The sequence below is a fragment of the Cupriavidus basilensis genome, assembly GCF_008801925.2.
Classification (GTDB): Bacteria; Pseudomonadota; Gammaproteobacteria; order Burkholderiales; family Burkholderiaceae; genus Cupriavidus; species Cupriavidus basilensis.
This window is the reverse complement of sequence record NZ_CP062804.1, coordinates 1,731,261-1,755,854: the sequence shown is the minus strand read 5'-3', so window position 1 is coordinate 1,755,854 and position 24,594 is coordinate 1,731,261. Positions and strand designations below refer to the sequence as shown.

Here is a 24,594-nt window from a genome sequence, read left to right as displayed (position 1 = left end):
AGCCTGTGCGCCTGCTCCCGGAGGCAAGGCCCGGCATCCCGGCAGGAATGCCAGATCGGGCCGGAAGGACTTAGCGCAGTGCTGTGGCGCAGATGGGGGCGTTGATGTAGACGTCGCCAACGCGACGCTCGCCGCGCTCGTTGCGCGTCATGTAGCGGAACATCATGCTGATGCCCAGCTTGGTCAGGATTTCAACGTCCCGGTTCGCGCAGATATTGCGCTGCAGCGGCGCGGCGTAGCTGAGCTCGAAGCTGGCGAGGTCCAGCATGGGGCCCCGGTACTTGGTCAGCTCCAGCTGGAACAGGATATGTTTGCCAGGGACCGACTGGCAGCGGCGCAAGCGTGTCTCGCCATCGATCTCGATGGGCAGGGCATCGTTGAGCTGGCGGCAAGCGCGCGACAATATGTTGTCGGGGCGGGCGGTATTGCGCAGCAATTCAGGCACGCCCGCCGCGCCGGTGTTCTGGCCCGTGGCAGCGCCCTTGAGCATTTGCGCCAGGGCATCGGCCTCGTCCACCACCACGGGGGCAGGCGCGGAGGCAGCGGCCCTGGCTGGGGCTGGTGCCGCATGGGCACGCTGCGCCCACGGCAAACTAGCCGCGCCGGCGGCCAGGGCAAAACAGACAGAAAGCAGTTTGTATCTTGTTCTCATGCAGGAAAACGTTGCCGGGAACCGCACCATCGGGTGGGCTCCCGCGGTGCGTCGGGCTGCGTGATCGTCCGCCTCGGGCGGCCGACAGGCTGGCATTGTACCCTTGGCGTCGCTGCCGTTGAAAGCCACGCACTCCTCCACTTCGCGGCGAAGCGAGGCCCGAATCGCCGCAATGCCGCGGTACCGTCAGGCCTGTCATCACAGTTGCGCGCGCCCGGTCGGACGTGCGCCTGCATCATCGCCGCGCGGCATGCCGAGTGCGCGGCTTGTTACGCTATGCAACAATTACGCCTTTGGCCGCTCCCGTGCCGCTGCGCCGTTAGCCAGTCTGACGCATTGGGCGCCGGTGGCCATCCCGGCCGCCTAGTTGTTCCTCAGGAAGTTTCGATGACCCGCTCCACCCGCGCCCCGCAATCCGGGCGCTTTCCGCTTTGGCTCCTGGTATGCGCTTCGCTTACCGCGCTGGCGCCGCTTTCCATTGACATGTACCTGCCGAGTTTCCCGGCGCTGGCCGGGGATCTCGGGGTCGATATCGGCCGCGTGCAGCTCACGCTGGGGACGTTCCTGGTCGGATTGGCGGTGGGGCAGGCATTCTATGGCCCGATCAGCGACCGCTTTGGCCGCAAGCCGCCGTTGTATGCCGGCCTTCTGGCCTATGCGTTGGCCGCGGCCGGGTGCGCGCTCGCGCGTGACGTCGATGCGCTGATGCTGTGGCGTTTCTTGCAGGCCCTGGGCGGCTGTGCAGGCATGGTGATGGCACGCGCTGTCATTCGGGACCGGCTGGAGGCCCATGAGTCCGCGCGCGCCTTCTCCTCGCTGATGCTGGTGATGGGGCTGGCGCCGATCCTGGCGCCCATCATCGGGGGCGCCGTGCTGGCGGCATTCGGCTGGCGCGCCATCTTCTGGTTGCTGTGCGGCGCAAGCCTGCTGATCCTGTGGGTGGTCCACCGCTACATGGAAGAATCGCTCGACCACGCCAGCGCCATGCCTTTGCGCCTGGGCCGCGTGCTCTCGAACTACGGCGAGTTGCTGCGAGATCGGGGTTTCGTCGGCTATTCGCTGTCGGCCGGCTGCGCGCAGGCGGGCATGTTCGCATACATCGCGGGGTCGCCGTTCGTGCTGATCGAGTTGCATGGCATCGATCCCTCCCATTACGGCTTCGTGTTTGGCGCCAACGCATTGGGCCTGATCGGCATGTCGCAGCTCAACGCGCGCCTGGTGCGCAACCGCACGCTGGACCACGTCCTGCGCGGCGCGCTGCTTGCACCGTGCCTGGCCGGCCTTGCCCTGGCTGCGGCCGTGCTCGCCGGCCTGGCGCCGCTGCCGGTGCTGCTGACGGGCTTCTTTGTGTTTATCGCCAGCCTCGGCTGCATCCTGCCGAATGCCTCGGCACTGGCCATGGCCCAGCAAGGCCATCGTGCCGGCACCGCGTCCGCATTGATGGGCACGCTGCAATTCTCCCTGGGCACCCTGGCCGGCGCGGCCGTCAGCTTCTGGCGGGATGGCAGCGCGCTGCCGCTGGCAGTGGTCATGGGCGTTTGCGGCACCGGCGCCGTGCTGATGCGGGCCTTTGGCCGCTCAGGCGCGACGGTGCACGGCACCGAATGATCCGGGTGCAGGTGGTGCCACGATAGCGGGGCGGCCTGGCTCAGCGTGGCCGCGCCATCCCATCGATACACGGTTAAGCGGCTGCGCTGTTTTGCAGCACCACCAGTTGGGCTGGCATCGGGGCGGCGAAGCCGGCCTCGCCAAAGCTCTCGCGGATCACCCGGTTGCTATCGAAATACACCTGCCAGTAATGGTCGGTATGGCAGTACGGACGCACCGCGAGCACCGGCCCCACCAGGGTGAACTCGAGAATCTCGACATCAGGCGGCGGCTCGGCCAGAACGTTGGGCAGCGCGGCCAGCCGCGCCTTGAGCAGGGTGGCGGCAGCCGCCACGTCGGTGCTGCCGGCCAGCTGGGCCTTTAGCTCGACCCGGCGGTACGGGTTGGCGCTGAAGTTCTGGATTGTGTCTGCAAAAATCTTGTTGTTGCCGACCACGGTCAGGACATTGTCTGGCGTGTCCAGCGTGGTGGCAAACAAGCCGATCTCCCTGACGGTCCCGGTGATCCCGCCTACCGTGACGAAATCCCCGACCTTGAAGGGCCGCAGCACCACCAGGAAGGCGCCTGCCGCGAAGTTGGACATCAGCCCGGACCACGCCATGCCGATGGCGATGCCGGCCGCCGCGATCAGCGCGGCAAAGCTGGTGGTCTGGATGCCGAAGTAACCCAGGATCCCGATGATCAGCACGATATTCAGGGTCACCGTGACGATGGAGCCGACATAGCGCAGCAAGGTCGGGTCGACCTTCTGCTTGGTCAGGGACCCCTGCACCATGCGCACCACGACGTGGATCAGCCACCGGCCAACCACCCAGAAGACCAGGGCAGCGAGAACCTTGAACCCGACTTCCGTCGCATAGGCGACGACGACATCCTGATACTTCTGCAGCGTTGTAGCATCCATCGCGTTTCTCCCTTGCTGGCTCGGCAGGTACACAGGCAACGAACATCATGCAGCGGATGCCCGGACGCGTCGGGGGCGGAGCGCGAAGGCAGGCAACGCATTATTGCTACGCGGCGAGCGGAAGTTCAAGCACAAAATGGCCGCGCAGGGCGCAGCGCGCCACTCGCGGCCATGGGTCGTGGGAGCGTGGGGTCGGGGTGGCGCAAGGGCGTGAATCCCCTTTGCGCCGCCGTGCCTTACCAGTTGGTTTCGCGTTCCGGCGTGGCGGAGATGCGATGCAGCGACAGGTCTGCGCCGTTGTATTCCGATTCAGCGTCAAGCCGGATGCCCACGACCTTCTTGAGCGTGCCGTAGACCACGGTGCCGCCCACCAGGGCGATCGCGATGCCAAGGAGGGTGCCGAGGCACTGCGCGCCGAGCGAAACGCCGCCGATGCCACCGAGCGCCTGGCTGCCGAAGATGCCGGCGGCAATGCCGCCCCACGCGCCGCATAGCCCGTGCAGCGGCCAGACGCCCAGCACATCGTCGATATGCCATTTGTTCTGGGCCAGCGTGAACAGGTAGACGAACAGCGCGCCGGCGATGGCGCCGGTGACCAGGGCGCCCAGCGGGTGCATCAGGTCGGAGCCGGCGCAGACCGCCACCAGCCCGGCCAGCGGGCCGTTGTAGGCAAAGCCGGGGTCGTTGCGGCCGGCCGCCCAGGCGGCAAGCGTGCCGCCGGCCATGGCCATCAGGGAGTTGATGGCCACCAGCCCGCTGATCTTGTCGACGGTTTGCGCGCTCATGACATTGAAACCAAACCAGCCTACCGCCAGCACCCATGCGCCCAGTGCCAGGAACGGGATGTTCGAGGGCGGGTGCGCGCTGATGCGGCCGTCTTTCTGGTAGCGGCCGCGGCGCGCGCCCAGCAACAAGATGGCGGGAAGCGCGATCCAGCCGCCCATGGCGTGGACCACGACGGAGCCGGCGAAGTCGTGGAACGGCGCGCCGGCGACCGAGGCGATCCAGTCCTGCACGCCAAAGCGGTTGTTCCAGGCAATGCCCTCGAAGAAGGGGTAGACCAGGCCCACCAGCACGAAGGTGGCCACCAGTTGCGGGTTGAAGCGCGAGCGCTCGGCAATGCCGCCAGAAATAATCGCTGGTATGGCGGCGGCAAACGTTGCCAGGAAAAAGAATTTCACCAGCTCATAGCCGCTTCTTTCCGCCAGTGCATGGGCGCTGGTGAAGAACTCAACCCCATAGGCCACGGTGTAGCCGATAAAGAAATAGGCGATCGTGGAAACCGCAAAATCCACCAGTATCTTGACCAGTGCGTTGACCTGGTTCTTCTTGCGCACCGTGCCCAGCTCCAGGAACGCAAAGCCAGCGTGCATGGCTAGCACCATGATCGCCCCTAGCAAGATGAACAGGGCATCGGTGCCGCTCTTCCATTTGTCCATACAATCCTCTATGCGCAAAATGGGAGCACACGCACGCAAAAAGCGTACCAGTCTGGGGCGCCGCAAGCCGGAATCTGCACCGTGTTGGTGGAATTTGCACCGATTTGTCGCGCTCGAAGGCGGCGGCGCACGGATCGAGAAGCCGTAACGCGAAGCCGGTTAACATGCGCCGGGGGTGACCGGCAGATGGAGGCTGCGCCAAAATGAGGCGATGCCCCTATTTGGGGCGTGCACCCACGGTTTACATGCACCAATATGGATTGAGAGGCGCGTGCATCCAAAGCCATTGCCATGCCGCCGACCAAGCCGTCCGGGCGGTTTCGGTGGCAGCAATGCGCACACCGCGCTGGCCTGATCTTGTCAAGCGATGCCTGTCATCACGTACGGGCGTTCGAATGACCATTAACCTTGCTGGTCGCATTTGAAAGCGCGGAGAAGGGGGGTAAATTCCCCGCAAAGGCGCTTGACTCAAGGATTTGCGGCTTTTTTCGTTGCATTGGTGCCACTGGGGATTGCCCAATGCGTAAAGCGCGGATTAGACTGCGCCGATCGGTAATTTGCCGCGTGGCAGACACTCCGATCAAGACGACCAACAAGGGAAATCAGCCATGAATAAAGGTGAACTGGTATCTGCCATCGCCGCTGACGCGGAACTGAGCAATGCTGCAGCAGAGCGCGCGCTGAATGCCGCTCTGGACAACATTAAGAAGGCGGTTGCCAAGGGTGATTCGGTAACGCTGGTGGGCTTCGGCAGCTTCAGCTCCGGCAAGCGCGCCGCACGTACCGGACGCAATCCGCGTACTGGCGAGACGGCCGCCAAGACGGTCAAGTTCTCTGCCGGCCAAGGGTTCAAGGACGCTGTGAACAAGAAGAAATAAGTAGTCCGCGCCCAGGCGCAAACAGGAAGGCGGCCCGTTGGGCCGCTTTTTTATTGGTGCCCGGGTGCATTTCGACGTTCTCGGGGGGCAGGGCAGGACGATCGTTCCGGGTTAAACTGCCGATCGTCGGCGCCAGCCTTTCGACCTGCACCGCGGGTCGGCCCGGCCGCTTCCAGACTCCGGATTTTCATCATGAATGACCTGTCCCACCAGCTTTCCATGACCGTGCTGATGACGCCGGACATGGCCAATTTCTCCGGCAATGTGCACGGCGGCACCATCCTCAAGTACCTCGACATGGTCGCCTACGCCTGTGCCAGCCGCTATGCCGGGCGCTACGTGGTCACGCTGTCGGTCGACCAGGTCGTGTTTCGCCAGCCCATCCACGTGGGTGAGTTGGTGACGTTCCTGGCGGCAGTCAATTTCACCGGCCGCAGCTCCATGGAAATCGGCATCAAGGTGATCACGGAAAATATCCGCAGCAAGCTGGTTCGCCATACCAACAGCTGCTACTTCACCATGGTCGCTGTGGACGACAACGGTGCGCCCGCCGAAGTGCCGCCGCTGGTGCCCCGCGACGAAGTCGAGCGCCAGCGCTTTGCCGCAGCCCAGCTGCGCCGCCAGCTGCGCCAGGAAATGGAAAAACGACACGATGAAATCACCGGCACGGTGTCCTGAGGTGGGGGGCACGGCCATGCAATCCGGGCGTTCCCAATACGTTTCCCGTGGGCCGCGGTGGCCCCTGACCGGCCTTCTGGCTGCGCTTGCGCTGCTGGCGCCGGCCGCGCATGCCGAGGAGATCGGCAGCGTGAGCACCAATTTCCGCGTGACCGGCTCCGACAAAGTCGTGATCGAAGCCTATGACGATCCGCAGGTCGAAGGCGTGACCTGCTACGTGTCGCGCGCCCGCACCGGAGGCATCAAGGGCTCGCTGGGCATGGCCGAAGACCCGCCGGAAAGCTCCATCGCCTGCCGCCAGGTAGGGCCGATCACGTTCAGGGGCCCGCTGCGCCAGCAGGACAATGTGTTCTCCGAGCGCATGTCGATCCTGTTCAAGACCCTGCACGTGGTGCGCACGGTCGACCGCAAGCGCAATACCCTGGTCTACCTGACCTACTCGGACCGCATCGTATCCGGCAGCCCGCAGAATAGTGTGACCGCCGTGCCGGTGGCGGCCGCCACGCCGATTCCGGTCAAGTAGGCATCCGTTCCCTGATCCACGATCCACGATCCACGATCCATTCAACAATCCAGTCCGGAGAAGACAGCATGAGTGAGCAAGGCAAGGTTGCGCTGGTAACGGGCGCGGCCCGCGGCATCGGCAAGGCGGTGGCACAGGCGCTGCTGGCGGCAGGCTATCGGGTGGTGTTTGCCGGGCGTACCGCCGAGCCGCTCGAGGCGCTGGCCGCGCAAGCCAGGGCCGAGGGCCATACGGCGCTGGCGGTGCAATGCGACGTCAGCGATCCGGATTCGGTGGAGCGGCTCTTCGCCCAGGTTCGCGAGCATTTCGGCCGGCTCGACGTGCTGTTCAACAACGCCGGCATCAATGCGCCGGCGGTGTCGATCGATGAGCTCTCCGTGGCGCAATGGAAGGCGGTGCTGGACACCAACCTGACAGGCGTGTTCCTATGCTCGCGCGCGGCCTTCGCGCTGATGAAGTCGCAGAGCCCGCGCGGCGGCCGCATCATCAACAACGGCTCGATCTCGGCGCACTCGCCGCGTCCCAACACGGTGCCGTACACGGCCACCAAGCACGCCATTACCGGGCTGACCAAGAGCCTCTCGCTGGATGGCCGCGCCTTTGACATCGCCTGCGGGCAGATCGATATCGGCAACGCCGCCACCGATATGGCTTCGCGCATGGCGCGCGGCGTGCCTCAGGCCAACGGCGAGATCGCGCCGGAGCCGCTGATGGACGTGGCGCACGTGGCCAGCTCGGTGGTGCACATGGCCAACCTGCCGCTGGATGCCAATGTGCAGTTCATGACCGTGATGGCCACCAAGATGCCCTTCGTCGGGCGCGGCTGAACCTGGCGTCTCCCGCTACTTGATCGCCAGTGCCTCGCTTTCGGCGCGGCAGTCGCCGGCCGGCCGCAGCCCGTTGGCACGGGCTTGCGCAACCTCCGCTTTGGCTGCAGCAAGATCCGCGAGGAAGGTGGGGTCTGCATGCAGCCGCGCCACGGTAGCTGCGCCCATGATGCGGCCCTGCGTCGCATCGCTTTGCCAATGCACATTGCAGACCAGCCGGCTTTGCCCATAGGCCAGCCCGCGCGCCAGGATCACATTGGACTGTTGCGGCGCGATTTCCGCCAGGATCAACGCCCACGCCCAGCCGATGGCGTTATGCCCCGAAGGGTAGGAGCCGTCCTTGGAAAGCATGGCCTCCTCGGCGGGCGTGCAACTCGGCTGCTGGTTGACCACGAACGGCCGGGCGCGCGCAAACTTGTCTTTCGCGCCGTACGTCGATAGTCCGGCATCGGCCAGGGTCCGGCGCAGCAGCAGGTAGAGCCTGGGTGTTTGTTCCTGCGATATCGGCGCATCCAGCGCGCATGAGAAAACGCCAGCGGCCTGCGGGAATTTCAGGTTGGCATCGATTGCTGCCTGGCGATAGCGTGCCGTGCCTCGCAGGGCCTGGTTGCCGCGTGCGATCTCGTCGTCCAGGGCTTGCGCCGCGGAGCCGGGCGCAGGCGGCGGTGGCACCAGGGCCAGGCTATCGGGCCTTGCATCCGCCGGCAGGTAGCCGGCGAGAATGCCAGGCCGTATTTCCGGCACCGGCGCAGCGGCGCTGCCCTGGCCCTGGCCGGCACAGCCCGCGAGGAGCAAGGCAGTGCCCAGCACGGACAAGCCCGCGAGCCGGTTGGCGCAGGGCGGTAAAGGTCTGGTGAGTGAGTTTGCTGGCATCCGCATCCGCATCTGTTATCTGTTATCTGTTGCTTGTGCCCGTCATCGCCGTCGGACAGGCGTGGTACCGGTAAGCAAGCGGCCGTGTTCCCGCTCACGGCCGCCTGGGGGACCCTGACCTTGTCCAGCGTGCAGGTTCAGGCTTCGAACATCTTGCGCAGTGTCGACTTCAGGATCTTGCCGTTGGCATTGCGCGGCAGCATGTCGGGACAGAACACGATCCGCACCGGCACCTTGAAGGCCGCCAGCCGCTCGCCCACGAACGCCTGCAACTCCGCCTCGGTGGCTTGTGCGCCGGGCTTCAGGCTGACCACGGCCGCGGGCTCTTCGCCCAGCGTGCGGTGGGGGATGCCGACCAGTGCCGCATCCATGATGGCGGGGTGATCGTACAGCGCGCTTTCCACCTCGATGCTGTAGATGTTTTCGCCGCCGCGGATCAGCATGTCCTTCATGCGGTCGACGATATAGACAAAGCCCTCCTCGTCCAGCCGCGCGATGTCGCCGGTCTTGAGCCAGCCGTCGATGAATGTCTGCGCGGTGGCTTCTGGCTTGTTCCAGTAGCCGCGTACCACATTGGCGCCGCGCACCATGAGTTCGCCGGTCTCGCCGGTGGGCAAGCTGCGTCCACGCCCATCCACCACTTTCATCTCGCCGATGGGCAAGGCCGGGCCGCCGCTTTCGGGGCGCGCCACATACTCCTCTGCACTGTGGCTGGTGAAGGTGGCCGAGGTCTCGGTCATGCCCCAGCCAATGCCGGGGGCCGAATGCGGGAACACTTCCTTGATGCGGCGCACCAGTTCGGCCGAAGCGGGGGCGCCACCGTAGTTGACGTTTTCCAGCGACGACAGGTCGAAGCGCTCGCGCTCCGGGTGCTCGATGATCTGCCAGGCGATGGTGGGCACGCCGCCGGCCGCCGTGCAACGCTCGCGCTCGATCAGGCCCATGGCACGCACGGCATCCCAGCGCCGCATCAACACGATCTTGGTGCCGCTGGCCAGCGCGCCGTTGAGCACCGCCATGCAACCGGTAACGTGGAAGAACGGCACCGACAGCAGCATGCCTTTTTGCGGTGCGGCCGGATCGGGCGCAGGAATCGCTTCGCCGCGGCGCAGGCAATTGCGCATCGGGCTGAACCCGGCGGCCACGGCCACATTGGTGGCGTTGCGGTGGGTGCCGAGCGCGCCCTTGGGCTTGCCGGTGGTACCTGACGTATAGAAGATGGTGGCGTCGTCGTCGGCGTCGATGGCCACATCGGGTACCGGCAGTTCGGGCAGCGATGCCCATTGGTCCGGCGTGCCGATCAGGCTCTCCAGCCGGCTGATGCGCGTGTCGCTGGCTGGCGCATCGGCGCGGCTGACGTAGATTTTCTCCAGCGCGGGGCAGCCTGGCAGGTGCTCGATGATGCGGCCCAGCCGTTCATCGTCAACGATGGCGATCTTGCTGCCGGAGTCGGCCAGGCCGTACTCCAGTTCCGCCCCGGTCCACCAGGCGTTGAGCGGCGTGACAATGGCGCCTGTCAGCAAGGCGCCGTAGAAGACGGCCGGCCATTCCGGCAGGTTGCGCATGGCCAGCGCCACGCGGTCGCCCTTGGTCACGCCATCTCGGATCAGCGCATGCGCGATGGTGAGCGCGGCGCGGGCGAACGCATCGTACGAGACACGCTCGTCCTCATAGACGACGAAGGTCTTGTCGCCCAACGTGCGGGCTTGCAGGAACAGGTCGCGCAGCGTAGGCGGCGCGTTTTTCCAGACGACGGTGGTGATGCCCCGGATCACGCGCGTTTCGGTTTCGAACGGGGCGCCGGGTGCGGTAAGGCGGGCGTGGGCCTCGGCCAGGCTGATTGCTGGCCAGGTCGTAGCGGATTGCGGGTTGTTCGACATCGGTGCCTCCCTGACTGCATGGCAGGATGGGCAACGCTCTGGCATGCCGGCGCGCAAGCTTGCCCGCGTGCCGCGCCTGTCCGGAAATGCGGGCGGCAATGCACGCGGGCACGAAGTGCCCCGGCTCAGGCCTCAGGCTTCGGGCTTTGCGCCCTGGCCCTGGAGCGAGCCCGGAACGGGAACAGCAGGTGCGCGGCGGCTCAGATCGTGACGCCGCCGTCCACCACCATGGCCTGGCCGGTCATGAAGGTGCTGGCCGCGGACGCCAGGAACACCGCGGCGCCGGCAATCTCCACCGGCTCGCCGATGCGGCGCAGGGGCGCGCCTTGCGTCGACAGCTTGTAGCGCTCCGGATCCTCCCAGAGCGCCTTGGCGAAATCGGTGCGGATCAGCCCGGGGGCGATGCAGTTCACGCGCACGTTGCTCGGGCCGAACTCCACCGCCAGGTTGCGCGCCAGCTGGAAGTCGGCCGCCTTCGACACGTTGTACACGCCAATGGTGGGCGAGCCGCGCAGGCCGCCGATGGAAGACACGATGATGATCGAACCGTCCTTGCGCTCCAGCATCTGCGGGGCCACCATCTGGATCAGCCAGTGGTTGGAGATGACGTTGTTGTCCAGCACCTTGCGGAACTGTTCGTCGGTCACGCCGCTCATCGGGCCGTAGTAGGGGTTGGACGCTGCGTTGCAAACCAGTACGTCGATCTTGCCGAACGTGCTGTTGGTCTGGTCGACCAGGCGCTGCAGGTCTTCCTTGGAGGAGATATTTGCGGGCACGGCAATCGCGGTGCCGGCGCCATGCTTGGCATTGATGGCATCGACGACTTCCTGGCAGGCCTCGGCCTTGCGCGAGGAAATCACCACTTTGGCTCCTTGCACCGCCATCTGCTCAGCGATGGCGCGGCCGATGCCGCGTGAAGAGCCGGTGACGACGGCAACCTTGCCGGTCAGGTCGAACAATGACATGCGTGTCTCCTGGTGTCCTGGTCCTCGCGGGGCGGGACCAGATGATCTTTAAAAGGCGCTGGTGAATCTGCATCTTGGCAGCACGGCCAGGCATGTTCTGCACAGTGGTTCATGCAGGGGCTTGTCAGTACCATAGTGCTACCGGCCGGTACATTATGGTTGGGAGGCATGGCTCAGTCCACAAGCAAATCGGCGGCCGGCCCGGCTTATCAGAGAATTTTCTGTTGGCAATGCATTCGGTGCATGACGTCGGCAAGACAGCGGCATGATGTCCGCACCCACAAACGGCGAACAGGTCATAACAGGCTGCAACAGGCCACAAAGGACGAGGTAAGCGTTTCATGCTTTGGCAAATCAAGGATACCGAGGTCTACCTGCTGGGGGCGATCCACGTGCTGGATGCGCCCTTGCCGGCACTGGTGCCGGCCGCGGAGCGCGCCTACCGCGCTTCGGCGCGGGTGGTCTTCGAGGTGGCGCTGGACCAGGCGCCGGACTTCGCGCCGGCGTATTTCCCGCAAGGCGATAGTCTCAGCCGCCATCTGCAGCCGGCCACGCTTGCGCAGGTGCGGGCGCTCTGGCTGGATTTCGGCCTGCCCGGCCCGGAACTGGAGCGGCTGCGCCCCGTGTTCGCCGCGATGCATCTGCAGTTCGCGGTGGCCGCCAGGCACGGCTTCCTGGCGCAGCATGGTGTCGATCGGTTCTTGTGGGCGCGCGCCGCTGTCGATGGACGGGCAACGGATGCGCTGGAGGACGGCACCGAGGCGCTGCGGATGTTGCAGCGCGTGCCGCTGGCCGAGCAGGTATCGATGCTGGCATTCTTTGCCGAGCAGCCGGAACTGGCAGCAGCGGAGCCGGCGGATATGGTGCGCTGGTGGCGGCAAGGGCAGGCCGGGCCGTTTGGCGCGCTGCTGGCGCAGCGCCGCGCGCAATGGCCGCACGCGCTGGCGGTCCTGGTCGACGCACGCAACCAGCAGTGGATGCCGAAAATCCAGGCGCTGGTCGCGGATCGCGTGCCAACCCTGATCGTGGCCGGCGCCCTGCACATGGTGGGCGACGCGGGGCTGCCGGCGCTGCTTGGGGCGGCTGGGCTCGAACTGCTGCCCGAACCCTGGTGAAGCGAATGCCTATCTGTTGCCGCGCGCCTCGATCAGCGCGGGCAATCGCTGCGCTAGTTGCGCCTCGCTGGCAAGATCCAGCGCCAGCCCGAAGCGATCCCCCAGCGCTTGGACAACGGCAGCCGGCGTCTCCAGTTGCTGGCGCTGCACGCTGCCATCGGCCGCGCGCACGGCAAAGTCGCCGTTGATCAGCGTCAGCCGGGTGTCGCCTTGCGAGCGCGCCAGGGTCAGGGCGTTGCGGAACAGGCTGTCGGGATGGGTGGAGGTGTACCAGTTGCGCGGCTCGAAATCGATGGCCTGCTGCGGCGAAAGATCGAACTGGTAGAGCTTGAGCCATGCGCTCGCGGTCTTGACTTCCAGGTCGTACACGTGAAAGACCGCACCTGTCGCCTCCACGCACGACAGGCGGTACGGGAACGAGGGGTCGGCTTGCTCCGCCTGCGGCAGCGCCATGGCGCGGTACGGGGTAGGGCCGCCAAAGCCCACGTCCACGATATAGCTCCGATGCGCGGCCTCCACGCGCAGCAGCATGTGCGATTGCATGGTGGGCACGTCTTCCGGCACGTTCCAGCGCACCCGCGCAGCCAGCGGCGTGACTACGTAGCCAAGTGCGCGCAGCGCGGCGGCAAGCAAGGTGTTTTGCTCGAAGCAGTAGCCGCCGCGCGCGTTGGTGACCAGCTTGTCGAACACCGCATCCAGGCCGATCCTGATCGGGCGCTGCAGCAACACGTCGACGTTTTCAAAGGGAATCCGCGCCAGTTGTGCCGCGATCAGGCTGTCTAGCGTGGCGAGGTCCGGCTGGCGCGGCAGCGGGTGGCCGATGCGGCTGAGATAGGCTTGCAGGCGGGTGTCGTCTAGATGGGTCATGGCGATGGATGTCTGGTTTGCGCTGCCCGCGCAGGCTGAAGGGATCGGGCGGGGCGGCGCTGTCAGGTCAGCGCCAGCAAGGCAGGCAGGTCGATCAACTCGATGTCGGCATAGTGCAGCCGCAACAGCCCGCGCGCCTCGAGCTCGCGCAGGGCCTGGTTGACGGTCTGGCGCGACAGCCCGAGCATCTGCCCGAGTTGTTCCTGCGGGATATGCACGGAGCGGCGCTCCAGCCCGGGCAGGTCGCCATAGGCCTGGGCAATGGCCACCAGCCGGCGGCCGGTGCGCGCCAGCGGCGGCAGCAACTGCGCCTCCTCCACATAATGAAAGGCCTCGCGCGTCTTGGCGGCAAGCAGCTTGCCGAACTCGCGCCACCATTCGGGATGCGCCGAAAGCATCGCGTAGAGCTTGTCGCGCTGCAGGTGCAGCACGGTGGCCGCGCTGGTGGCATGGGCGTCGTGGGTGCGCGCCAGCCCGTCGAACAGGCAAATCTCGCCAAACCAGCTGCCCGGCCCCAGCAGACCGATCAGGGCGGCCTTGCCAGACTCGCTGTGGGTGTCGATCTGCACCGTGCCGGCAGTCACGCCGTAGATGCCGTCAAAGGCGTTGCCGCGGGTAAACAGCATCTGGCCGGCCGCCAGCCTGCGCGTGGCCGCGTCCCGCAGCAGGGTGTCTTGCATGGCCGCCGGCAAGGCGCCAAACCAGCTCCCGCCGCGCAAGGCGCGCAGCGGATCCAGGGCCGGCTCCTGCTGGCCACGGGTTGCCAGGCGCATGATGGTCTCCTTGATCGATGCTCGTGCCGACTGTCAAAAACCGGACAGACGGGCTTTTTGCTGCCTATTAATATACGGCCACAACGCGTAGCCACAGTACGCGGCCACAGTACGCGACCACAAATGCGCAAGTACAACGACGCAACTACAACGACGCCCCGGCAGGAGACCCTGTGAAGACACTGATCGACCACCTGGCCAACTACGCAGCCTATCATCGCGACGCGCGCAATGTGTTCAGCCATTTCATCGGCATTCCCATGATTGTGCTGGCCGTAACTACACTGCTGGCCCGCCCGGCCATGCCGCTTGGCGCCGGTCCGGCGTACCTGACGCCGGCGATGGTCGTTTATTTTCTGTCCTGCCTGTTCTACCTGCGCCTGTCGGCGGGGTTCGGGCTGGCGATGACGGCGATCCTGGCTGGCTTCGTCTACGCCGGCGGCGCCATCGCTGCGCTGTCCACCGGCGCCTGGCTGGCCTGGGGCATCGGCCTGTTCGTGGCGGGCTGGCTGATCCAGTTCATCGGGCACTACTACGAAGGCCGCAAGCCCGCGTTTGTGGATGACCTTGTCGGGCTTCTGGTCGGGCCGCTGTTCCTGGTGGCCGAAGTGGCTTTCGCCATGGGCCTGGCGCGGGACACCCGCGAGGCCGTCAGCGCCCATGCGCATTGACCTTCGGCGCGCCCGGCAGCGAGGCGTGGTGTTCCGCGCCGTGTTCCAGCAGCCAGTCGCGCAGTTGCAAGACCTTGTCGTCGGGAGGCAGGCCGCGCCGGTGGACGTAGTAATAGGCCTTGCGATTGTCGATCTCCGCCGGCAGCGTGGCTAGCGGCACCACCAGCCGCCCCTGCGCCAGTTCCTCGGTGATCAGAATGCGTGGAATCAGCGCCACGCCGATGCCGGCCGCGGCCGCCTGCGCCAGCATGGTGTAGAGGTCATAGCGCGGGCCGCGCAAGGCCTGCGCCGGCAGTGCCGCGCCCGCGGCGGCGAGCCAGTCGCTCCATGCGCGCAAGCGGGTGTTCAGGTGCAGCAGCGGCAAATCCAGCAACTGCTCCAGGTCCAGGCGCTTGCGGCGCCCCAGCAGGGCGGGGCTGCACACCGGCACCGACGGGCCTTCCTGCAGGATCCGCTCGCCCTGCGTGCCCGGCCACAGCCCTTCGCCGTAATAGATGGCTGCGTCGAACGCGGTATCACTAAGCTCGAATGCCTCGGTGCGCGCCGAGAGATGCAGCGTGAGATCGGGCAGGGCGCGTGCCAGCAGCGGCAGGCGCGGGATCAGCCACTGGCTGGCAAAGGTGGGTCCGATGGCCAACTCGATGGCGCGCCCGCGCGGGCGCTGGGCCATCACATCCAGCGTCACCTGCTCGATCTGGTCGAGCCGTTCCCGCACTTCTTCGGCATAGGTCCCGCCAGCGGGCGTCAGCACGATGCGCTTGCGGATGCGATGGAACAGCGGCACGCCAAGCCGCGCTTCCAGCCCTGCGATCTGCCTGCAGACCGCGCTCTCCGTCACCGCCAGCTCGTCGGCGGCGCGGGTAAAGCTGCCCAGGCGCGCCGCGGCCTCGAACATCTGGAGTGCCGTGAGGCTGGGTATGCCCTTGCGCATAGTGCGTTTTTGGAAGGAAGTTGGTGCGAAGTTATCAATTGTACGAACTCTGCCGCAGTCGCACAATAAGCCCCATCCGGAGGCCGTCGGCCCCCGCCATCCCCCGAAAACAAACACATTTCAGCGTATTGACCATGACGAAGCCGAATCTGCAACGCCTCCTCGAGACCGTTTGTGGCGAAACCCAGGCAGCCGAGTTGCTGCAATTGATGAATGTTTCCCCGCAACTGCTGTCTTCTACCAGCGAACTGGCCAGCCGTGCCGAAGTGGCGCAGGCGCTCAATATGGTGCTGTTCGCCGGCATTCTCGAACGCGTGCCGACCGGCATGGCCTATACCCGCGACGTGATCCAGGCGGGCGGGCAAGTGGTGTTCGACCACGGCGCGCTGCGCACGGTGAAGTGGGATTGCGGCAGCCTGCCCTCGGGCGAGATCGCTTTCACGCGCATCCTGGGCCCGCTGGGCTACCGCCTCAACGGCACCTATCCGCTCGAGCGCATCGGCATGACCGGCCGCTCCTACGCGCATGCCGACCTGCCTGACGACATCGCCCAGTACTTCCTGAGCGAGCTGCATCCCGAGCGTTTCAGCGCTGATTTCCAGTCCGCCGTGTCGCGCGTGGTGTCGAAGTCCGTCGATCCGCTCGGCGACGAAGCCGTCGCGCAACTGGCCCTGCTCGAGCGCGATGCGAGCCTGCCGATGGCCGACGCCGCACGCCTGGTGCCGCAACTGGCAGCCTGCTTCGCCCGCCAACATGCCGAGCCGGCGCTGGCCGACTATGAATTGCTGCTGAAGGAATCGGCCGAGATGGCCTGGATTTCCACCGAGGGCAATGCCTTCAACCACGCCACCGACCGCGTGGCGGATGTGCGTGCCGTGGCGGACGCGCAGCGCAGCCTTGGCCGCCCGATCAAGGATTCGGTGGAAGTGTCGCGCTCCGGGCGGGTCCTGCAGACGGCATTCAAGGCCGATCCGGTGGAGCGCGGGTTTGTCGGCGCCGACGGCGTGGTGGTCAAGCGCAGCGTGCCGGGCTCGTTCTACGAGTTCATCACGCGCGATTTCGTGCCTGCGACGGAGGCAGCTGGCGGCACGTTGGATCTGTCGTTCGATGCTGGCAATGCGCAAGGCATCTTCAAGATGACGGCGGCCTGCTAACGCGGCCAATGCGGTAGCAGGAGCAGGAGAAGGGCCGGCTCGTCCGGCCCTTTTTTGGTTTACGGCTGGCCAGCCGGCAGGCGCAGGCGAGCCAGCAATCCGCCCAGTTCGCTGTTGCCTAGCTCCAACCCACCCTCATAAAGGGCCGCCATCTCGCTGACGATGGCCAAGCCCAGTCCACTGCCGGCAGCGGACTCATCCAGCCGCCCATACCGTGCCGTGGCCAGTTCGCGGGCCTCGGCCTGCATGCCCGGCCCGTCGTCTTCGACCGTGACCTCAAGCATGCCGCCGTGCTCCGCGAGCTTCACGCGAACGCGCGAGCGCGCCCATTGGCAGGCGTTGTCGAGCAGGTTGCCGAGGATCTCGATCAGGTCCTGGCGGTCGCCGGCGAAGTGCCCGTCGCCCTCTACCTGGATATCGATCTCGCGGCCGCTGTGCAGGCGGGTCAGCGCGCGTGCCAGCTCGCCTGCCGCGGGGCCGGCGTCAATGCGCGCCCCGCGCGTGCTCGCTGCCCCTGCCGCCCGTGCGCGCGCCAGATGGCGGTCCACCTGCCGGCGCATGGCCTCGACCTGGCTGGCGGCGGCGCGGGCTGCCTCGCCGGGCAGGCGCTCGGCTTCGTTGGCGAGGATGGCCAGGGGCGTCTTGACGGCGTGCGCGAGGTCGGCGGCCTGGCGCCGCGAGCGCTCCAGCGCACTGGCGTTGCGCGCCAGCAAGCTATTGATCTCGGTGACCAGCGGCACCACCTCGGACGGCCACGTGCCGCCCAGGCGGCTCTCGCGGCGTGCCTGCAAGGTAGCCAGAGCCTGGCGCAGCCGCGCCAGCGGCGCGAGGCCAAACTTCACCTGGGCCGCCACCGCCAGCAGCAGGCCCGCGCCCAGCGCCGTGAGTGACCAGCCCAGCAGCCGGTTGAAGGCCTGGCGCGCGGCGCGCAGCTCGGTGCGATCCAGGGCCACCGACAGCGTCACCGGCGTATCGGCCGACGCCAGCACGATGGGGCGCGACACCACCAGCAGCGATTGCCCGTTGGGCCCGGGCCGGATCTCGGCATGGCTGCCTGCCACCTTGTTGCCCACCGTGGCGGGCATCTCGGCATCCCAGAGCGAGCGCGAGCGCAGCGTGGCGCCCGGCGCCTGCGCCTGCCAGTAGGCGCCCGAGTAGGGTAGCTCAAAGCGCGGGTCGGCCGGGGCGCGGGTCAGGGCGAGCTTGCCGTCAGCGCTCCAGTCCAAGGCGGCGGCGAGGCTGGTGAGCTGATTGTCGAGCTGGCGCACATAGGTATCGTTGACGTGGCGCGCGAACAGGGTGGAGAGCAGCCAGCCGGTGCCGCCGAGCGCGGCGGCCAGCCAGACGGCCGCGACCGCTAGCAGGCGGATGGCTAATGACTGGCGCATGGGTCAGTTGGCGGCGTTTGTGGCGGTTGCGGGGGCATCGGGAGACGTCGGCGGGCGCAGGCGGTAGCCTTGTCCGCGCACGGTCTCGATGACGTCCACGCCGAGTTTGCGCCGCAGCCGTCCGATAAAGACTTCGATGGTGTTGCTGTCGCGGTCGAAATCCTGCGCATAGATGTGCTCGGTCAGCACGGCCTTGCTGATGATCGCGCCCGGGTGGTGCATCAGGTAATCCAGCACCTTGAACTCATGGGCGGTCAGCACCACCGCGGCGCCGTCGACGGTTGCCACGCCCGTGCGCGCGTTCAGGCGCACCGGGCCGCAGGCCAGCTCGGGCGTGGACATGCCATGGGCGCGGCGGATCAGCGCGCGGATGCGGGCCAGCAACTCTTCCATGCGAAAGGGCTTGGCGAGATAGTCGTCGGCCCCGGCATCGATGCCTTCCACCTTGTCGGTCCAGCTGTCGCGCGCGGTCAGGATCAGCACCGGCAGGTTCACCTGTGCCGCGCGCCAGCGGCGCAGCACGGACAGGCCGTCGAGCCCGGGCAGGCCAAGGTCGAGCACCACGGCATCGTACGGCTCTTCGGCGCCCAGGTGCCAGGCATCGATGCCGTCCGCTGCCGTATCGACGGCGTACCCCGCGCCCACAAGGCTGGCGTGGATCTGGGCGGCCAGCATGGCCTCGTCTTCTACCAGGAGGATGCGCATGGGGGATCAGGGTTTCTTGCGGGCCTGCTCAAGATCGCGCCCCTTGGCTTTGAGCAGCGTGGCGGTCCTGGCGTCGTACTCGAGCTTGGCCACCGAGCCGCTTGCCAGCAGCAGCTTGACTTCGTACTGCCAGACGCCATCGTCGCGGTCGAGCTTGACGCCGATCACATCGCCCGTGTATTGCGCCGACACCGCCTCCAGGATGCGCGTGAGCGGCAGGATCTCGCCCGACTGGACGGCGGCGCGGGCGCGGTCGGCGTCCTTGTCGGCATGGGCGGGCGCCGGCGCCGCCAGCAGCAGCGGCAAGGCGGCTAGCAGCGGCAACAGGGCGCGAGGCAGGGATAAGGTGCGCAACGAAGGCAATGGCGTGAACGAGCGGGGCAATACGGTTGTGAACAAGCCTTGAAGGCGCGAAGCAGTCTGCCGTGCCTTGCCTGAACGCAAGCTGAATGGCGCGCTCAGCATGGGTTCAGGCAGGGATCACCACAATGGGCGCCATTGCATTGATCGTCATCGTCACAGTTTTCCAGGAGTCTGGCCATGCAAGGCGTGCGCATCTCGAATGATAGCCCTTCCGAAACCCACCGCCGCGCCACGCGCGACGGGTTCGCGCTGGCCGCGGCGGTGATCGTCGTCCTGCTGGGCGTTGTGTCCCTGTTCTGGGCGCAGGTCGACGCGCGTGCTGTGCTGCATGAATGGAAGCACATGGACAGCGGCCTGTCCATGATCGTGCTCGGGGCACTGGTGTTCGGGCCACTGCTGGCCTTCGGGCTGGACGATTGAAGCGGGCCCCTGAAACCCCCGGCGGGTTTTCCATGCCTGGACATGCTCCTGCGCAAGGTCCTACACTCGATCCACAACAAAACGCACGACCGTTCTTATTTATGTTCTCCACGCATGGTCGACCATGCGCCACGGACATGACCGGCACAGTGCGATCCCTCAGGGTCAATCCAAAAAGGAGACATGGCATGGAATCGAAGAACGTCCCGCTGGTAGCCGAGTTGTTGCGCGATGCGCCGAAGAACTGGGGCAAATGGGGGCCGGATGACGAGGTCGGGTCGCTGAACTATCTCACCCCGGCCGAGGTGCTGCGCGGCGTGGCCTCCGTGCGCTCCGGCAAGACCTTCACCCTGCAGATCCAGATGGGAAACCCCGCCGGCGACCCGGTCTGGCCCGGGCGTTCGCAGGCGCGCCGCCTCAACGTGATGGACAAGGGCCACTATCTTTGCGGCAAGGGCCCGAAGTTCCCCGGCGAGGCCGAGTACGCCGACGACATGATGATCATGTACCTGCAGGGCTCGACCCAGTACGACGCCCTGGGCCATGTCTGGTACGGTGATCAGCTGTGGAACGGCTACGACGCCAAATCGACCATCGGCGGCCTGGAAAAAGCCAGCATCCTGCCGATCGCGGAGCGCGGCGTGGTCGGCCGCGGCGTGCTGATCGACATGGCGCGCCACCGCGGCAAGGACGTGCTCGCCCCGGGCGAGACCTTCACCCACCTCGACTTGCTCGCCGCCGCCGAGATGCAGGGCGTGCGCATCGAGAAACGCGACATCCTGGTGATCCGCACCGGCTGGATCGGCTCCTTCTACAAGCGCGACCAGGCTGAGTTCTATCGTGAGTTCGTCGAGCCGGGCCTGACCTACAGCCCGGAACTGGTCGAGTGGTTCCATCGCATGGAGATCCCCAACCTCGTCACCGACACGATTGCCAACGAGGTGACCGTGGACCCGGTCTCGGGCGTTGCCTTGCCGCTGCACAATGCGCTGATGCGCAACCTGGGCGTCACCCTGACCGAGATCGCCCAGCTGGACCCGCTCGCCGCGGACTGCGCGGACGATCAGCAGTGGACCTTCCTGTATACGGCAGCACCGCTCAAGGTAGTGAACGGCAGCGGCGCACCGGTCAACCCGGTGGTCATCAAGTAAGCCAGGCAAAAAGTTCGCCCTCGGCGCCGTCCGGTGCAAGAGGCCTCAATGGCCTATTGCACTGGGCGGCGCCAGCTTCGTTTCGACCAAGCGCTATGCTTGACACTACCCGCCGTGCCTATCGAGGTGCCTCATGACGCCCTATGAAGAGAAGCCCTGGCTCTCCAGCTACAACGCCGGCCAGCCGCACACCATCACCCCGCAATTTACCGACGCATTGTCCATTTTCCGGGCCGCAGCGGACCGCGCGCCGGCCAGTGCGGCAATCCACTACTTCGACGCCACGCTCAGCTATGCCGAGGTCGATGCGCTCTCCGATGCGCTGGCGGTAGCGCTATCATCGCGCGGCTGCACGCGCGGCGAGCGGGTTGCGCTGTACCTGCAGAACGTGCCGCAGTTTGTCATCGGGCTGGTTGCCGCGTGGAAGCTCAGCGCCATCGCGGTGCCGGTCAACCCGATGAACCGCGCACGCGAATTGCGCCTGGTGCTGGCCGACTCCGGCGCGAAAGTACTGATCTGCCACGAATCGCTCTACGCCGATGTGGTGAGCGGGCTGTTCGACGCCGAGCGGCGCGGCCAGGGCGACGCTGCCGCGCCCCTTGCGCTGCCGGCGGTGATCACCACGTCCGAGCTAGATTTCCAGACGCGTGCCGATCCGCGCCTGTTTGCCGCGACCCGGCGCCAGCCCGCCGAGGGCGTGCCCGATCTGCTGGCGCTGGTGCGAGAGTACCTGGGCCAGAGGCCAGCGCCGGTCAAGCTCGCGGCAGACGATATCGCGATGCTGGTGTACACCTCTGGCACCACCGGCGTGCCCAAGGGCGCGATGAACACCCACGGCAATGTTGCTTTCAATGCGCAGGTGTACCGCGACTGGATCGGCTTGGCGGAGGGCGGCCCGATCCTGGGCGTGGCGCCGCTGTTCCATATCACCGGACTGGTGGGCCACGTGGCTGCCGCGTTCATCTGCGCCGCGCCGCTGGTGCTGGCTTGCCGCTTCGAGCCGGGCGTGATTCTGGAGGCCATCCGCGACCGTCGGGTCGAGTTCACCATCGGCTCGATCACGGTCTTCATCGCGCTGATGAACCATCCCGAGGCGACCCGCGCGCATTTCGCCACGCTGGGCAAGATCTACTCGGGCGGCGCACCGATCCCGCCGAGCGTGGTGGAGCAGTTCCGCGCCAAGTTTGGGCACTATATCCACAACGGCTACGGCCTGACCGAGACCAACTCGCCCACCCACGTGGTGCCGCTGGGCCGGGAGGCGCCGGTGGACCCGGCCTCCGGCACGCTGGCGATCGGCGTTCCCGCCTTCAACGTCGACTCTTTCATCGGCGACGATGCGGGCGCGCCGGTGCCGGTGGGCGAGGTCGGCGAGATCATTTCGCGCGGGCCGATGATCGTGCCGGGCTACTGGAACAAGCCGGAAGAGACGGCAAAGGCCATGGCGGGCGGCTATTTCCACACCGGCGATGTTGGTTTCATGGACGCGCAAGGCTGGTTCTACCTCGTCGACCGCAAGAAGGACATGATCGTCGCCGCCGGCTACAAAGTCTGGCCGCGCGAGGTGGAAGACGTCTTGTATACGCATCCCGCGGTGCGCGAGGCGGCCGTGGTGGGCATCCCCGACGCGTATCGCGGCGAGACGGTGAAGGCCGTGGTCAGCCTGAAACCGCAGGCCAGCGTCACGCCGGAAGCGCTGCTGGCCTGGTGCAAGGAGCGCATGGCAGCCTATAAATACCCGCGCGTGGTGGAGATCATCGACGAATTGCCGAAGACGGTCACGGGCAAGATCCTGCGGCGAGAGCTGCGCGGCTGAGGGGGCCGCGCGCGCAAGAAGGCAGCTGAAATCCTCGGCGCGCGCACGCCATCCGGCGTGGCAAAGAAGACGAAATCGCGCGTTTACCCCTTGTATATAGAGTCCGCGGACGCATCCACTGGTGCGTCCGCGCGACACAACGGCAGGCCGCGCGAGGCAAAACCTCGAAAAACCCCGGGGAAAACCCCGGTTTTTACCCTCGCACACGCGAAAACCCCTTGACGTTGCGTTGTTTCCGCTATGATTCAGTCGATGCCGCACGCCGATAGTCGAACGCCGATAGTCGCTCGACGAAGCGTCGAGCGACATCGGATGCCACATCCCGTGCGACATCATTCTGTTCAACTCATATTTATCGATATGGCGACCAAAGCGAATCCGACCGCGAAGACTGCAACCAAGACCGCTGCCAAGAAGGCACCGGCAACCAAAGCCGCTCCCGTAAAGGCTGCTGCCAAGAAGGCCGCGCCGGCCAAGAAGGCTGCTCCGGCTGCCGCGGTGACCCCGCGCCCGCTGAAGGACACCTTCAACAAGTCGAGCCTGGTCGCTCACCTGGTAGCACAGACCCAGCTGGACGCCAAGGCCGTGAAGACGGTGCTGGCCCATCTGGAAAACACCATCGTCAGCGCGCTGCACAAGAAGGGCGCCGGCGAATTCACGCTGCCCGGCCTGATGAAGGTCACGGCTCAGCAAGTACCGGCCAAGAAGAAGCGCTTCGGCAAGGACCCGTTCTCCGGTGAAGAGCGTTGGTTCCCGGCCAAGCCCGCTAGCGTCAAGGTCAAGGTACGCCCGCTGAAGAAGCTGAAGGACGCAGCTGCCGCCTGATAGGGGCCCTGTTTCCAGCTTGAAAAGGAGCCGCTAGCCGGCTCCTTTTTTGTATCCGGCGAATGTTCAGCCGTGCCCGTAGCCCCAGCTTTTCCTGCTTTCCCCGCTGTTTTGGTCGTTTCCGTAGTTCCTCAGCCGGCCGCCAATGAAGCCGGTGCATCGTTCCGGGAGATCGTCATGCCTAGCATCCAGTGCCGCCTGTGGCGGCTTGCCTTGCGCCTGGTCCGGCGCAAACAGCGTTTTTCCAGCGCGCAGGCGCTGCACGAGGAGATTCGCCGCCGCCGCAAGATCGGCCGCGCGAATCCCACGGCGCGCTTGCTGGCGCGCCATGCGGTGAGCATGGAACCTGTGGCCGGCGTCGAGGTCTACACCGTGCGCCCGCGGGGCAACGACAGCGGCAGGCAAATCCTCTATCTCCATGGCGGCGGCTACGTCTTCGATATCGTCAGCCAGCACTGGGACTTCATCGGCAAGCTGGTGGACGCGCTCGGCGCGACGGTGACCGTGCCGATCTATCCGCTGGCGCCCGAGCATACCCATCGTGAAGTCTTTGCCGGACTGCTGCCGCTCTACGACCAGTTGGTCCGCGCCAATCCGCCCGCCAGCCTGACCGTCATGGGCGACTCCGCCGGCGGCGGCATGGCACTCGCGCTGGCCCAGGTGGCCAGGGATACCGGGCGCGCGCTGCCTGGCGGCCTGGTCTTGCTGTCGCCGTTCCTGGATGCCACCGGCAGCAACCCGGACATTGATGCGCTCGAACCGCTTGACCCGATGTTGTCGAAGCTCGGCGGCATCGAGTGCGGGCGCGTCTATGCCGGCGGCGATCCCGTCACGCTTGCACAGGTCAGCCCCATCTACGGTAGCCTGCGCGGCTTGCCTCCGGTCACGCTTTTCATCGGCACCCACGACGTCCTGCTGCCGGACTGCCGCGCTTATCGCGCGCTTGCGCAGGAACAGGGCCTGCCGCTGCGCTACTACGAATACGAGGGCATGTTCCACGTGTGGATGCTGTTGCCGATGCCGGAATCCAATGCCGCCTTCGCGCAGATCGTCGCCGCGGTGCAGGCCGATGAAGCCCCGCAGCAGCAGCCGGAGGTGCGCGCCGGGCAGGGCGCTGCAACCGGGTATCAGCCGATGTAACAAGGAACGGCGATAATCGCGGGGTTGCCGGCCAGGTGCCGGCCCAAA

Annotated in this window: 25 protein-coding genes; 13 read left to right on the top strand and 12 right to left on the bottom strand. The window is 66.2% G+C overall.

Annotated elements, in window-relative coordinates; translation table 11 throughout:
• Positions 1 to 70 precede the first annotated feature (70 nt).
• The gene (locus tag F7R26_RS28665) at positions 71 to 652 is read right to left on the bottom strand and encodes a hypothetical protein (RefSeq protein ID WP_241754567.1); all 582 of its coding nucleotides are present in this window, start codon (positions 650 to 652) and stop codon (positions 71 to 73) included.
• A 387-nt stretch (positions 653 to 1,039) separates the two neighbouring features.
• Here F7R26_RS28665 and F7R26_RS28660 point away from each other — a divergent pair, with 387 nt between their 5' ends.
• Positions 1,040 to 2,260, top strand: a complete 1,221-nt coding sequence (locus tag F7R26_RS28660; RefSeq protein WP_150985484.1) for a Bcr/CflA family multidrug efflux MFS transporter — start codon at positions 1,040 to 1,042, stop codon at positions 2,258 to 2,260.
• A gap of 73 nt (positions 2,261 to 2,333) precedes the next feature.
• Here F7R26_RS28660 and F7R26_RS28655 read toward each other — a convergent pair whose 3' ends face one another.
• Both F7R26_RS28655 and F7R26_RS28650 read right to left on the bottom strand, forming a co-directional pair.
• Positions 2,334 to 3,164, bottom strand: coding sequence for a mechanosensitive ion channel family protein (locus F7R26_RS28655; RefSeq protein WP_150985483.1), 831 nt, complete (start codon positions 3,162 to 3,164; stop codon positions 2,334 to 2,336).
• 236 nt (positions 3,165 to 3,400) lie between these two features.
• Positions 3,401 to 4,603 (bottom strand): ammonium transporter, encoded by a 1,203-nt coding sequence (locus F7R26_RS28650; RefSeq protein ID WP_150985482.1) that lies wholly within the window; start codon positions 4,601 to 4,603, stop codon positions 3,401 to 3,403.
• Positions 4,604 to 5,211: 608 nt separating this feature from the next.
• Between F7R26_RS28650 and F7R26_RS28645 the strand changes: the two genes are divergently transcribed.
• The 4 genes from F7R26_RS28645 to F7R26_RS28630 all read left to right on the top strand — a co-directional run bounded on the left by F7R26_RS28645 (position 5,212) and on the right by F7R26_RS28630 (position 7,509).
• The gene (locus F7R26_RS28645; RefSeq protein ID WP_150985481.1) at positions 5,212 to 5,481 is read left to right on the top strand and encodes an HU family DNA-binding protein; all 270 of its coding nucleotides are present in this window, start codon (positions 5,212 to 5,214) and stop codon (positions 5,479 to 5,481) included.
• A 192-nt stretch (positions 5,482 to 5,673) separates the two neighbouring features.
• Positions 5,674 to 6,159: an acyl-CoA thioesterase gene (locus F7R26_RS28640; protein WP_043355051.1), complete on the top strand. Its 486-nt coding sequence runs from the start codon at positions 5,674 to 5,676 to the stop codon at positions 6,157 to 6,159.
• A 16-nt stretch (positions 6,160 to 6,175) separates the two neighbouring features.
• The gene (locus tag F7R26_RS28635; protein ID WP_150985480.1) at positions 6,176 to 6,682 is read left to right on the top strand and encodes a CreA family protein; all 507 of its coding nucleotides are present in this window, start codon (positions 6,176 to 6,178) and stop codon (positions 6,680 to 6,682) included.
• A 68-nt stretch (positions 6,683 to 6,750) separates the two neighbouring features.
• On the top strand, positions 6,751 to 7,509 hold the full coding sequence (locus tag F7R26_RS28630) for an SDR family oxidoreductase (RefSeq protein WP_150985479.1): 759 nt from the start codon (positions 6,751 to 6,753) through the stop codon (positions 7,507 to 7,509).
• A 15-nt stretch (positions 7,510 to 7,524) separates the two neighbouring features.
• Here the strand turns inward: F7R26_RS28630 and F7R26_RS28625 are convergent, their stop codons facing one another.
• The 3 genes from F7R26_RS28625 to F7R26_RS28615 form a co-directional block, all read right to left on the bottom strand.
• Complete coding sequence (locus tag F7R26_RS28625; protein ID WP_150985478.1) at positions 7,525 to 8,382, bottom strand: acid phosphatase; 858 nt, start codon at positions 8,380 to 8,382, stop codon at positions 7,525 to 7,527.
• Between the two features lie 137 nt (positions 8,383 to 8,519).
• Complete coding sequence (locus F7R26_RS28620; protein WP_150985477.1) at positions 8,520 to 10,262, bottom strand: class I adenylate-forming enzyme family protein; 1,743 nt, start codon at positions 10,260 to 10,262, stop codon at positions 8,520 to 8,522.
• 200 nt (positions 10,263 to 10,462) lie between these two features.
• Positions 10,463 to 11,227 carry an SDR family oxidoreductase gene (locus F7R26_RS28615; protein ID WP_150985476.1) on the bottom strand — a complete coding sequence of 255 codons (765 nt, stop codon included), beginning with the start codon at positions 11,225 to 11,227 and terminating at the stop codon, positions 10,463 to 10,465.
• A 341-nt stretch (positions 11,228 to 11,568) separates the two neighbouring features.
• On the opposite strand from F7R26_RS28615, the gene F7R26_RS28610 reads away from it, so the two are divergent.
• A complete protein-coding gene (locus F7R26_RS28610; RefSeq protein WP_150985475.1) occupies positions 11,569 to 12,342 on the top strand; it encodes a TraB/GumN family protein in 774 nt (257 codons plus the stop codon).
• A gap of 9 nt (positions 12,343 to 12,351) precedes the next feature.
• Here F7R26_RS28610 and F7R26_RS28605 read toward each other — a convergent pair whose 3' ends face one another.
• Positions 12,352 to 13,209: an arylamine N-acetyltransferase family protein gene (locus F7R26_RS28605; protein WP_150985474.1), complete on the bottom strand. Its 858-nt coding sequence runs from the start codon at positions 13,207 to 13,209 to the stop codon at positions 12,352 to 12,354.
• Positions 13,210 to 13,271: 62 nt separating this feature from the next.
• On the bottom strand, positions 13,272 to 13,982 hold the full coding sequence (locus F7R26_RS28600; RefSeq protein ID WP_150985473.1) for a Crp/Fnr family transcriptional regulator: 711 nt from the start codon (positions 13,980 to 13,982) through the stop codon (positions 13,272 to 13,274).
• 173 nt (positions 13,983 to 14,155) lie between these two features.
• Here F7R26_RS28600 and F7R26_RS28595 point away from each other — a divergent pair, with 173 nt between their 5' ends.
• Positions 14,156 to 14,653 (top strand): Mpo1 family 2-hydroxy fatty acid dioxygenase, encoded by a 498-nt coding sequence (locus F7R26_RS28595; RefSeq protein WP_150985472.1) that lies wholly within the window; start codon positions 14,156 to 14,158, stop codon positions 14,651 to 14,653.
• Here F7R26_RS28595 and F7R26_RS28590 read toward each other — a convergent pair.
• On the bottom strand, positions 14,634 to 15,584 hold the full coding sequence (locus F7R26_RS28590; RefSeq protein ID WP_150985471.1) for a LysR substrate-binding domain-containing protein: 951 nt from the start codon (positions 15,582 to 15,584) through the stop codon (positions 14,634 to 14,636). The two genes, F7R26_RS28595 and F7R26_RS28590, sit on opposite strands and share 20 nt — an antisense overlap.
• A gap of 134 nt (positions 15,585 to 15,718) precedes the next feature.
• On the opposite strand from F7R26_RS28590, the gene F7R26_RS28585 reads away from it, so the two are divergent.
• Positions 15,719 to 16,738, top strand: coding sequence for a DUF1338 domain-containing protein (locus tag F7R26_RS28585; protein WP_150985470.1), 1,020 nt, complete (start codon positions 15,719 to 15,721; stop codon positions 16,736 to 16,738).
• A 59-nt stretch (positions 16,739 to 16,797) separates the two neighbouring features.
• On the opposite strand, the gene F7R26_RS28580 is transcribed toward F7R26_RS28585, so the two are convergent.
• From F7R26_RS28580 to F7R26_RS28570, 3 genes are read right to left on the bottom strand one after another with little or no spacing between them, the layout of a single operon-like run.
• The gene (locus F7R26_RS28580; protein ID WP_193692176.1) at positions 16,798 to 18,126 is read right to left on the bottom strand and encodes a sensor histidine kinase; all 1,329 of its coding nucleotides are present in this window, start codon (positions 18,124 to 18,126) and stop codon (positions 16,798 to 16,800) included.
• A gap of 3 nt (positions 18,127 to 18,129) precedes the next feature.
• Positions 18,130 to 18,831, bottom strand: a complete 702-nt coding sequence (locus F7R26_RS28575) for a response regulator (protein WP_150984483.1) — start codon at positions 18,829 to 18,831, stop codon at positions 18,130 to 18,132.
• A 6-nt stretch (positions 18,832 to 18,837) separates the two neighbouring features.
• Positions 18,838 to 19,185, bottom strand: a complete 348-nt coding sequence (locus tag F7R26_RS28570; protein WP_150984484.1) for a PepSY domain-containing protein — start codon at positions 19,183 to 19,185, stop codon at positions 18,838 to 18,840.
• 186 nt (positions 19,186 to 19,371) lie between these two features.
• Between F7R26_RS28570 and F7R26_RS28565 the strand changes: the two genes are divergently transcribed.
• The 5 genes from F7R26_RS28565 (at position 19,372) to F7R26_RS28545 (ending at position 24,546) form a co-directional block, all read left to right on the top strand.
• On the top strand, positions 19,372 to 19,614 hold the full coding sequence (locus tag F7R26_RS28565) for a hypothetical protein (protein ID WP_150984485.1): 243 nt from the start codon (positions 19,372 to 19,374) through the stop codon (positions 19,612 to 19,614).
• A 188-nt stretch (positions 19,615 to 19,802) separates the two neighbouring features.
• Positions 19,803 to 20,765 (top strand): cyclase family protein, encoded by a 963-nt coding sequence (locus tag F7R26_RS28560; protein WP_150984486.1) that lies wholly within the window; start codon positions 19,803 to 19,805, stop codon positions 20,763 to 20,765.
• A gap of 133 nt (positions 20,766 to 20,898) precedes the next feature.
• Positions 20,899 to 22,581, top strand: coding sequence for a class I adenylate-forming enzyme family protein (locus tag F7R26_RS28555; RefSeq protein WP_150984487.1), 1,683 nt, complete (start codon positions 20,899 to 20,901; stop codon positions 22,579 to 22,581).
• 360 nt (positions 22,582 to 22,941) lie between these two features.
• On the top strand, positions 22,942 to 23,406 hold the full coding sequence (locus F7R26_RS28550; RefSeq protein ID WP_150984488.1) for an HU family DNA-binding protein: 465 nt from the start codon (positions 22,942 to 22,944) through the stop codon (positions 23,404 to 23,406).
• Between the two features lie 177 nt (positions 23,407 to 23,583).
• Entirely contained in the window at positions 23,584 to 24,546 is a 963-nt protein-coding gene (locus F7R26_RS28545) for an alpha/beta hydrolase (RefSeq protein WP_150984489.1), read from the top strand.
• The last annotated feature ends 48 nt before the right edge of the window (positions 24,547 to 24,594 follow it).

Bases quoted from the DNA above. Each gene is read 5' to 3' on its own strand.
- F7R26_RS28665 (WP_241754567.1), bottom strand. From the start codon at position 652: ATGAGAACAAGATACAAACTGCTTTCTGTCTGTTTTGCCCTGGCCGCC.
- F7R26_RS28660 (WP_150985484.1), top strand. From the start codon at position 1,040: ATGACCCGCTCCACCCGCGCCCCGCAATCCGGGCGCTTTCCGCTTTGG.
- F7R26_RS28655 (WP_150985483.1), bottom strand. From the start codon at position 3,164: ATGGATGCTACAACGCTGCAGAAGTATCAGGATGTCGTCGTCGCCTAT.
- F7R26_RS28650 (WP_150985482.1), bottom strand. From the start codon at position 4,603: ATGGACAAATGGAAGAGCGGCACCGATGCCCTGTTCATCTTGCTAGGG.
- F7R26_RS28645 (WP_150985481.1), top strand. From the start codon at position 5,212: ATGAATAAAGGTGAACTGGTATCTGCCATCGCCGCTGACGCGGAACTG.
- F7R26_RS28640 (WP_043355051.1), top strand. From the start codon at position 5,674: ATGAATGACCTGTCCCACCAGCTTTCCATGACCGTGCTGATGACGCCG.
- F7R26_RS28635 (WP_150985480.1), top strand. From the start codon at position 6,176: ATGCAATCCGGGCGTTCCCAATACGTTTCCCGTGGGCCGCGGTGGCCC.
- F7R26_RS28630 (WP_150985479.1), top strand. From the start codon at position 6,751: ATGAGTGAGCAAGGCAAGGTTGCGCTGGTAACGGGCGCGGCCCGCGGC.
- F7R26_RS28625 (WP_150985478.1), bottom strand. From the start codon at position 8,382: ATGCCAGCAAACTCACTCACCAGACCTTTACCGCCCTGCGCCAACCGG.
- F7R26_RS28620 (WP_150985477.1), bottom strand. From the start codon at position 10,262: ATGTCGAACAACCCGCAATCCGCTACGACCTGGCCAGCAATCAGCCTG.
- F7R26_RS28615 (WP_150985476.1), bottom strand. From the start codon at position 11,227: ATGTCATTGTTCGACCTGACCGGCAAGGTTGCCGTCGTCACCGGCTCT.
- F7R26_RS28610 (WP_150985475.1), top strand. From the start codon at position 11,569: ATGCTTTGGCAAATCAAGGATACCGAGGTCTACCTGCTGGGGGCGATC.
- F7R26_RS28605 (WP_150985474.1), bottom strand. From the start codon at position 13,209: ATGACCCATCTAGACGACACCCGCCTGCAAGCCTATCTCAGCCGCATC.
- F7R26_RS28600 (WP_150985473.1), bottom strand. From the start codon at position 13,982: ATGCGCCTGGCAACCCGTGGCCAGCAGGAGCCGGCCCTGGATCCGCTG.
- F7R26_RS28590 (WP_150985471.1), bottom strand. From the start codon at position 15,584: ATGCGCAAGGGCATACCCAGCCTCACGGCACTCCAGATGTTCGAGGCC.
- F7R26_RS28585 (WP_150985470.1), top strand. From the start codon at position 15,719: ATGACGAAGCCGAATCTGCAACGCCTCCTCGAGACCGTTTGTGGCGAA.
- F7R26_RS28580 (WP_193692176.1), bottom strand. From the start codon at position 18,126: ATGCGCCAGTCATTAGCCATCCGCCTGCTAGCGGTCGCGGCCGTCTGG.
- F7R26_RS28575 (WP_150984483.1), bottom strand. From the start codon at position 18,831: ATGCGCATCCTCCTGGTAGAAGACGAGGCCATGCTGGCCGCCCAGATC.
- F7R26_RS28565 (WP_150984485.1), top strand. From the start codon at position 19,372: ATGCAAGGCGTGCGCATCTCGAATGATAGCCCTTCCGAAACCCACCGC.
- F7R26_RS28560 (WP_150984486.1), top strand. From the start codon at position 19,803: ATGGAATCGAAGAACGTCCCGCTGGTAGCCGAGTTGTTGCGCGATGCG.
- F7R26_RS28555 (WP_150984487.1), top strand. From the start codon at position 20,899: ATGACGCCCTATGAAGAGAAGCCCTGGCTCTCCAGCTACAACGCCGGC.
- F7R26_RS28550 (WP_150984488.1), top strand. From the start codon at position 22,942: ATGGCGACCAAAGCGAATCCGACCGCGAAGACTGCAACCAAGACCGCT.
- F7R26_RS28545 (WP_150984489.1), top strand. From the start codon at position 23,584: ATGCCTAGCATCCAGTGCCGCCTGTGGCGGCTTGCCTTGCGCCTGGTC.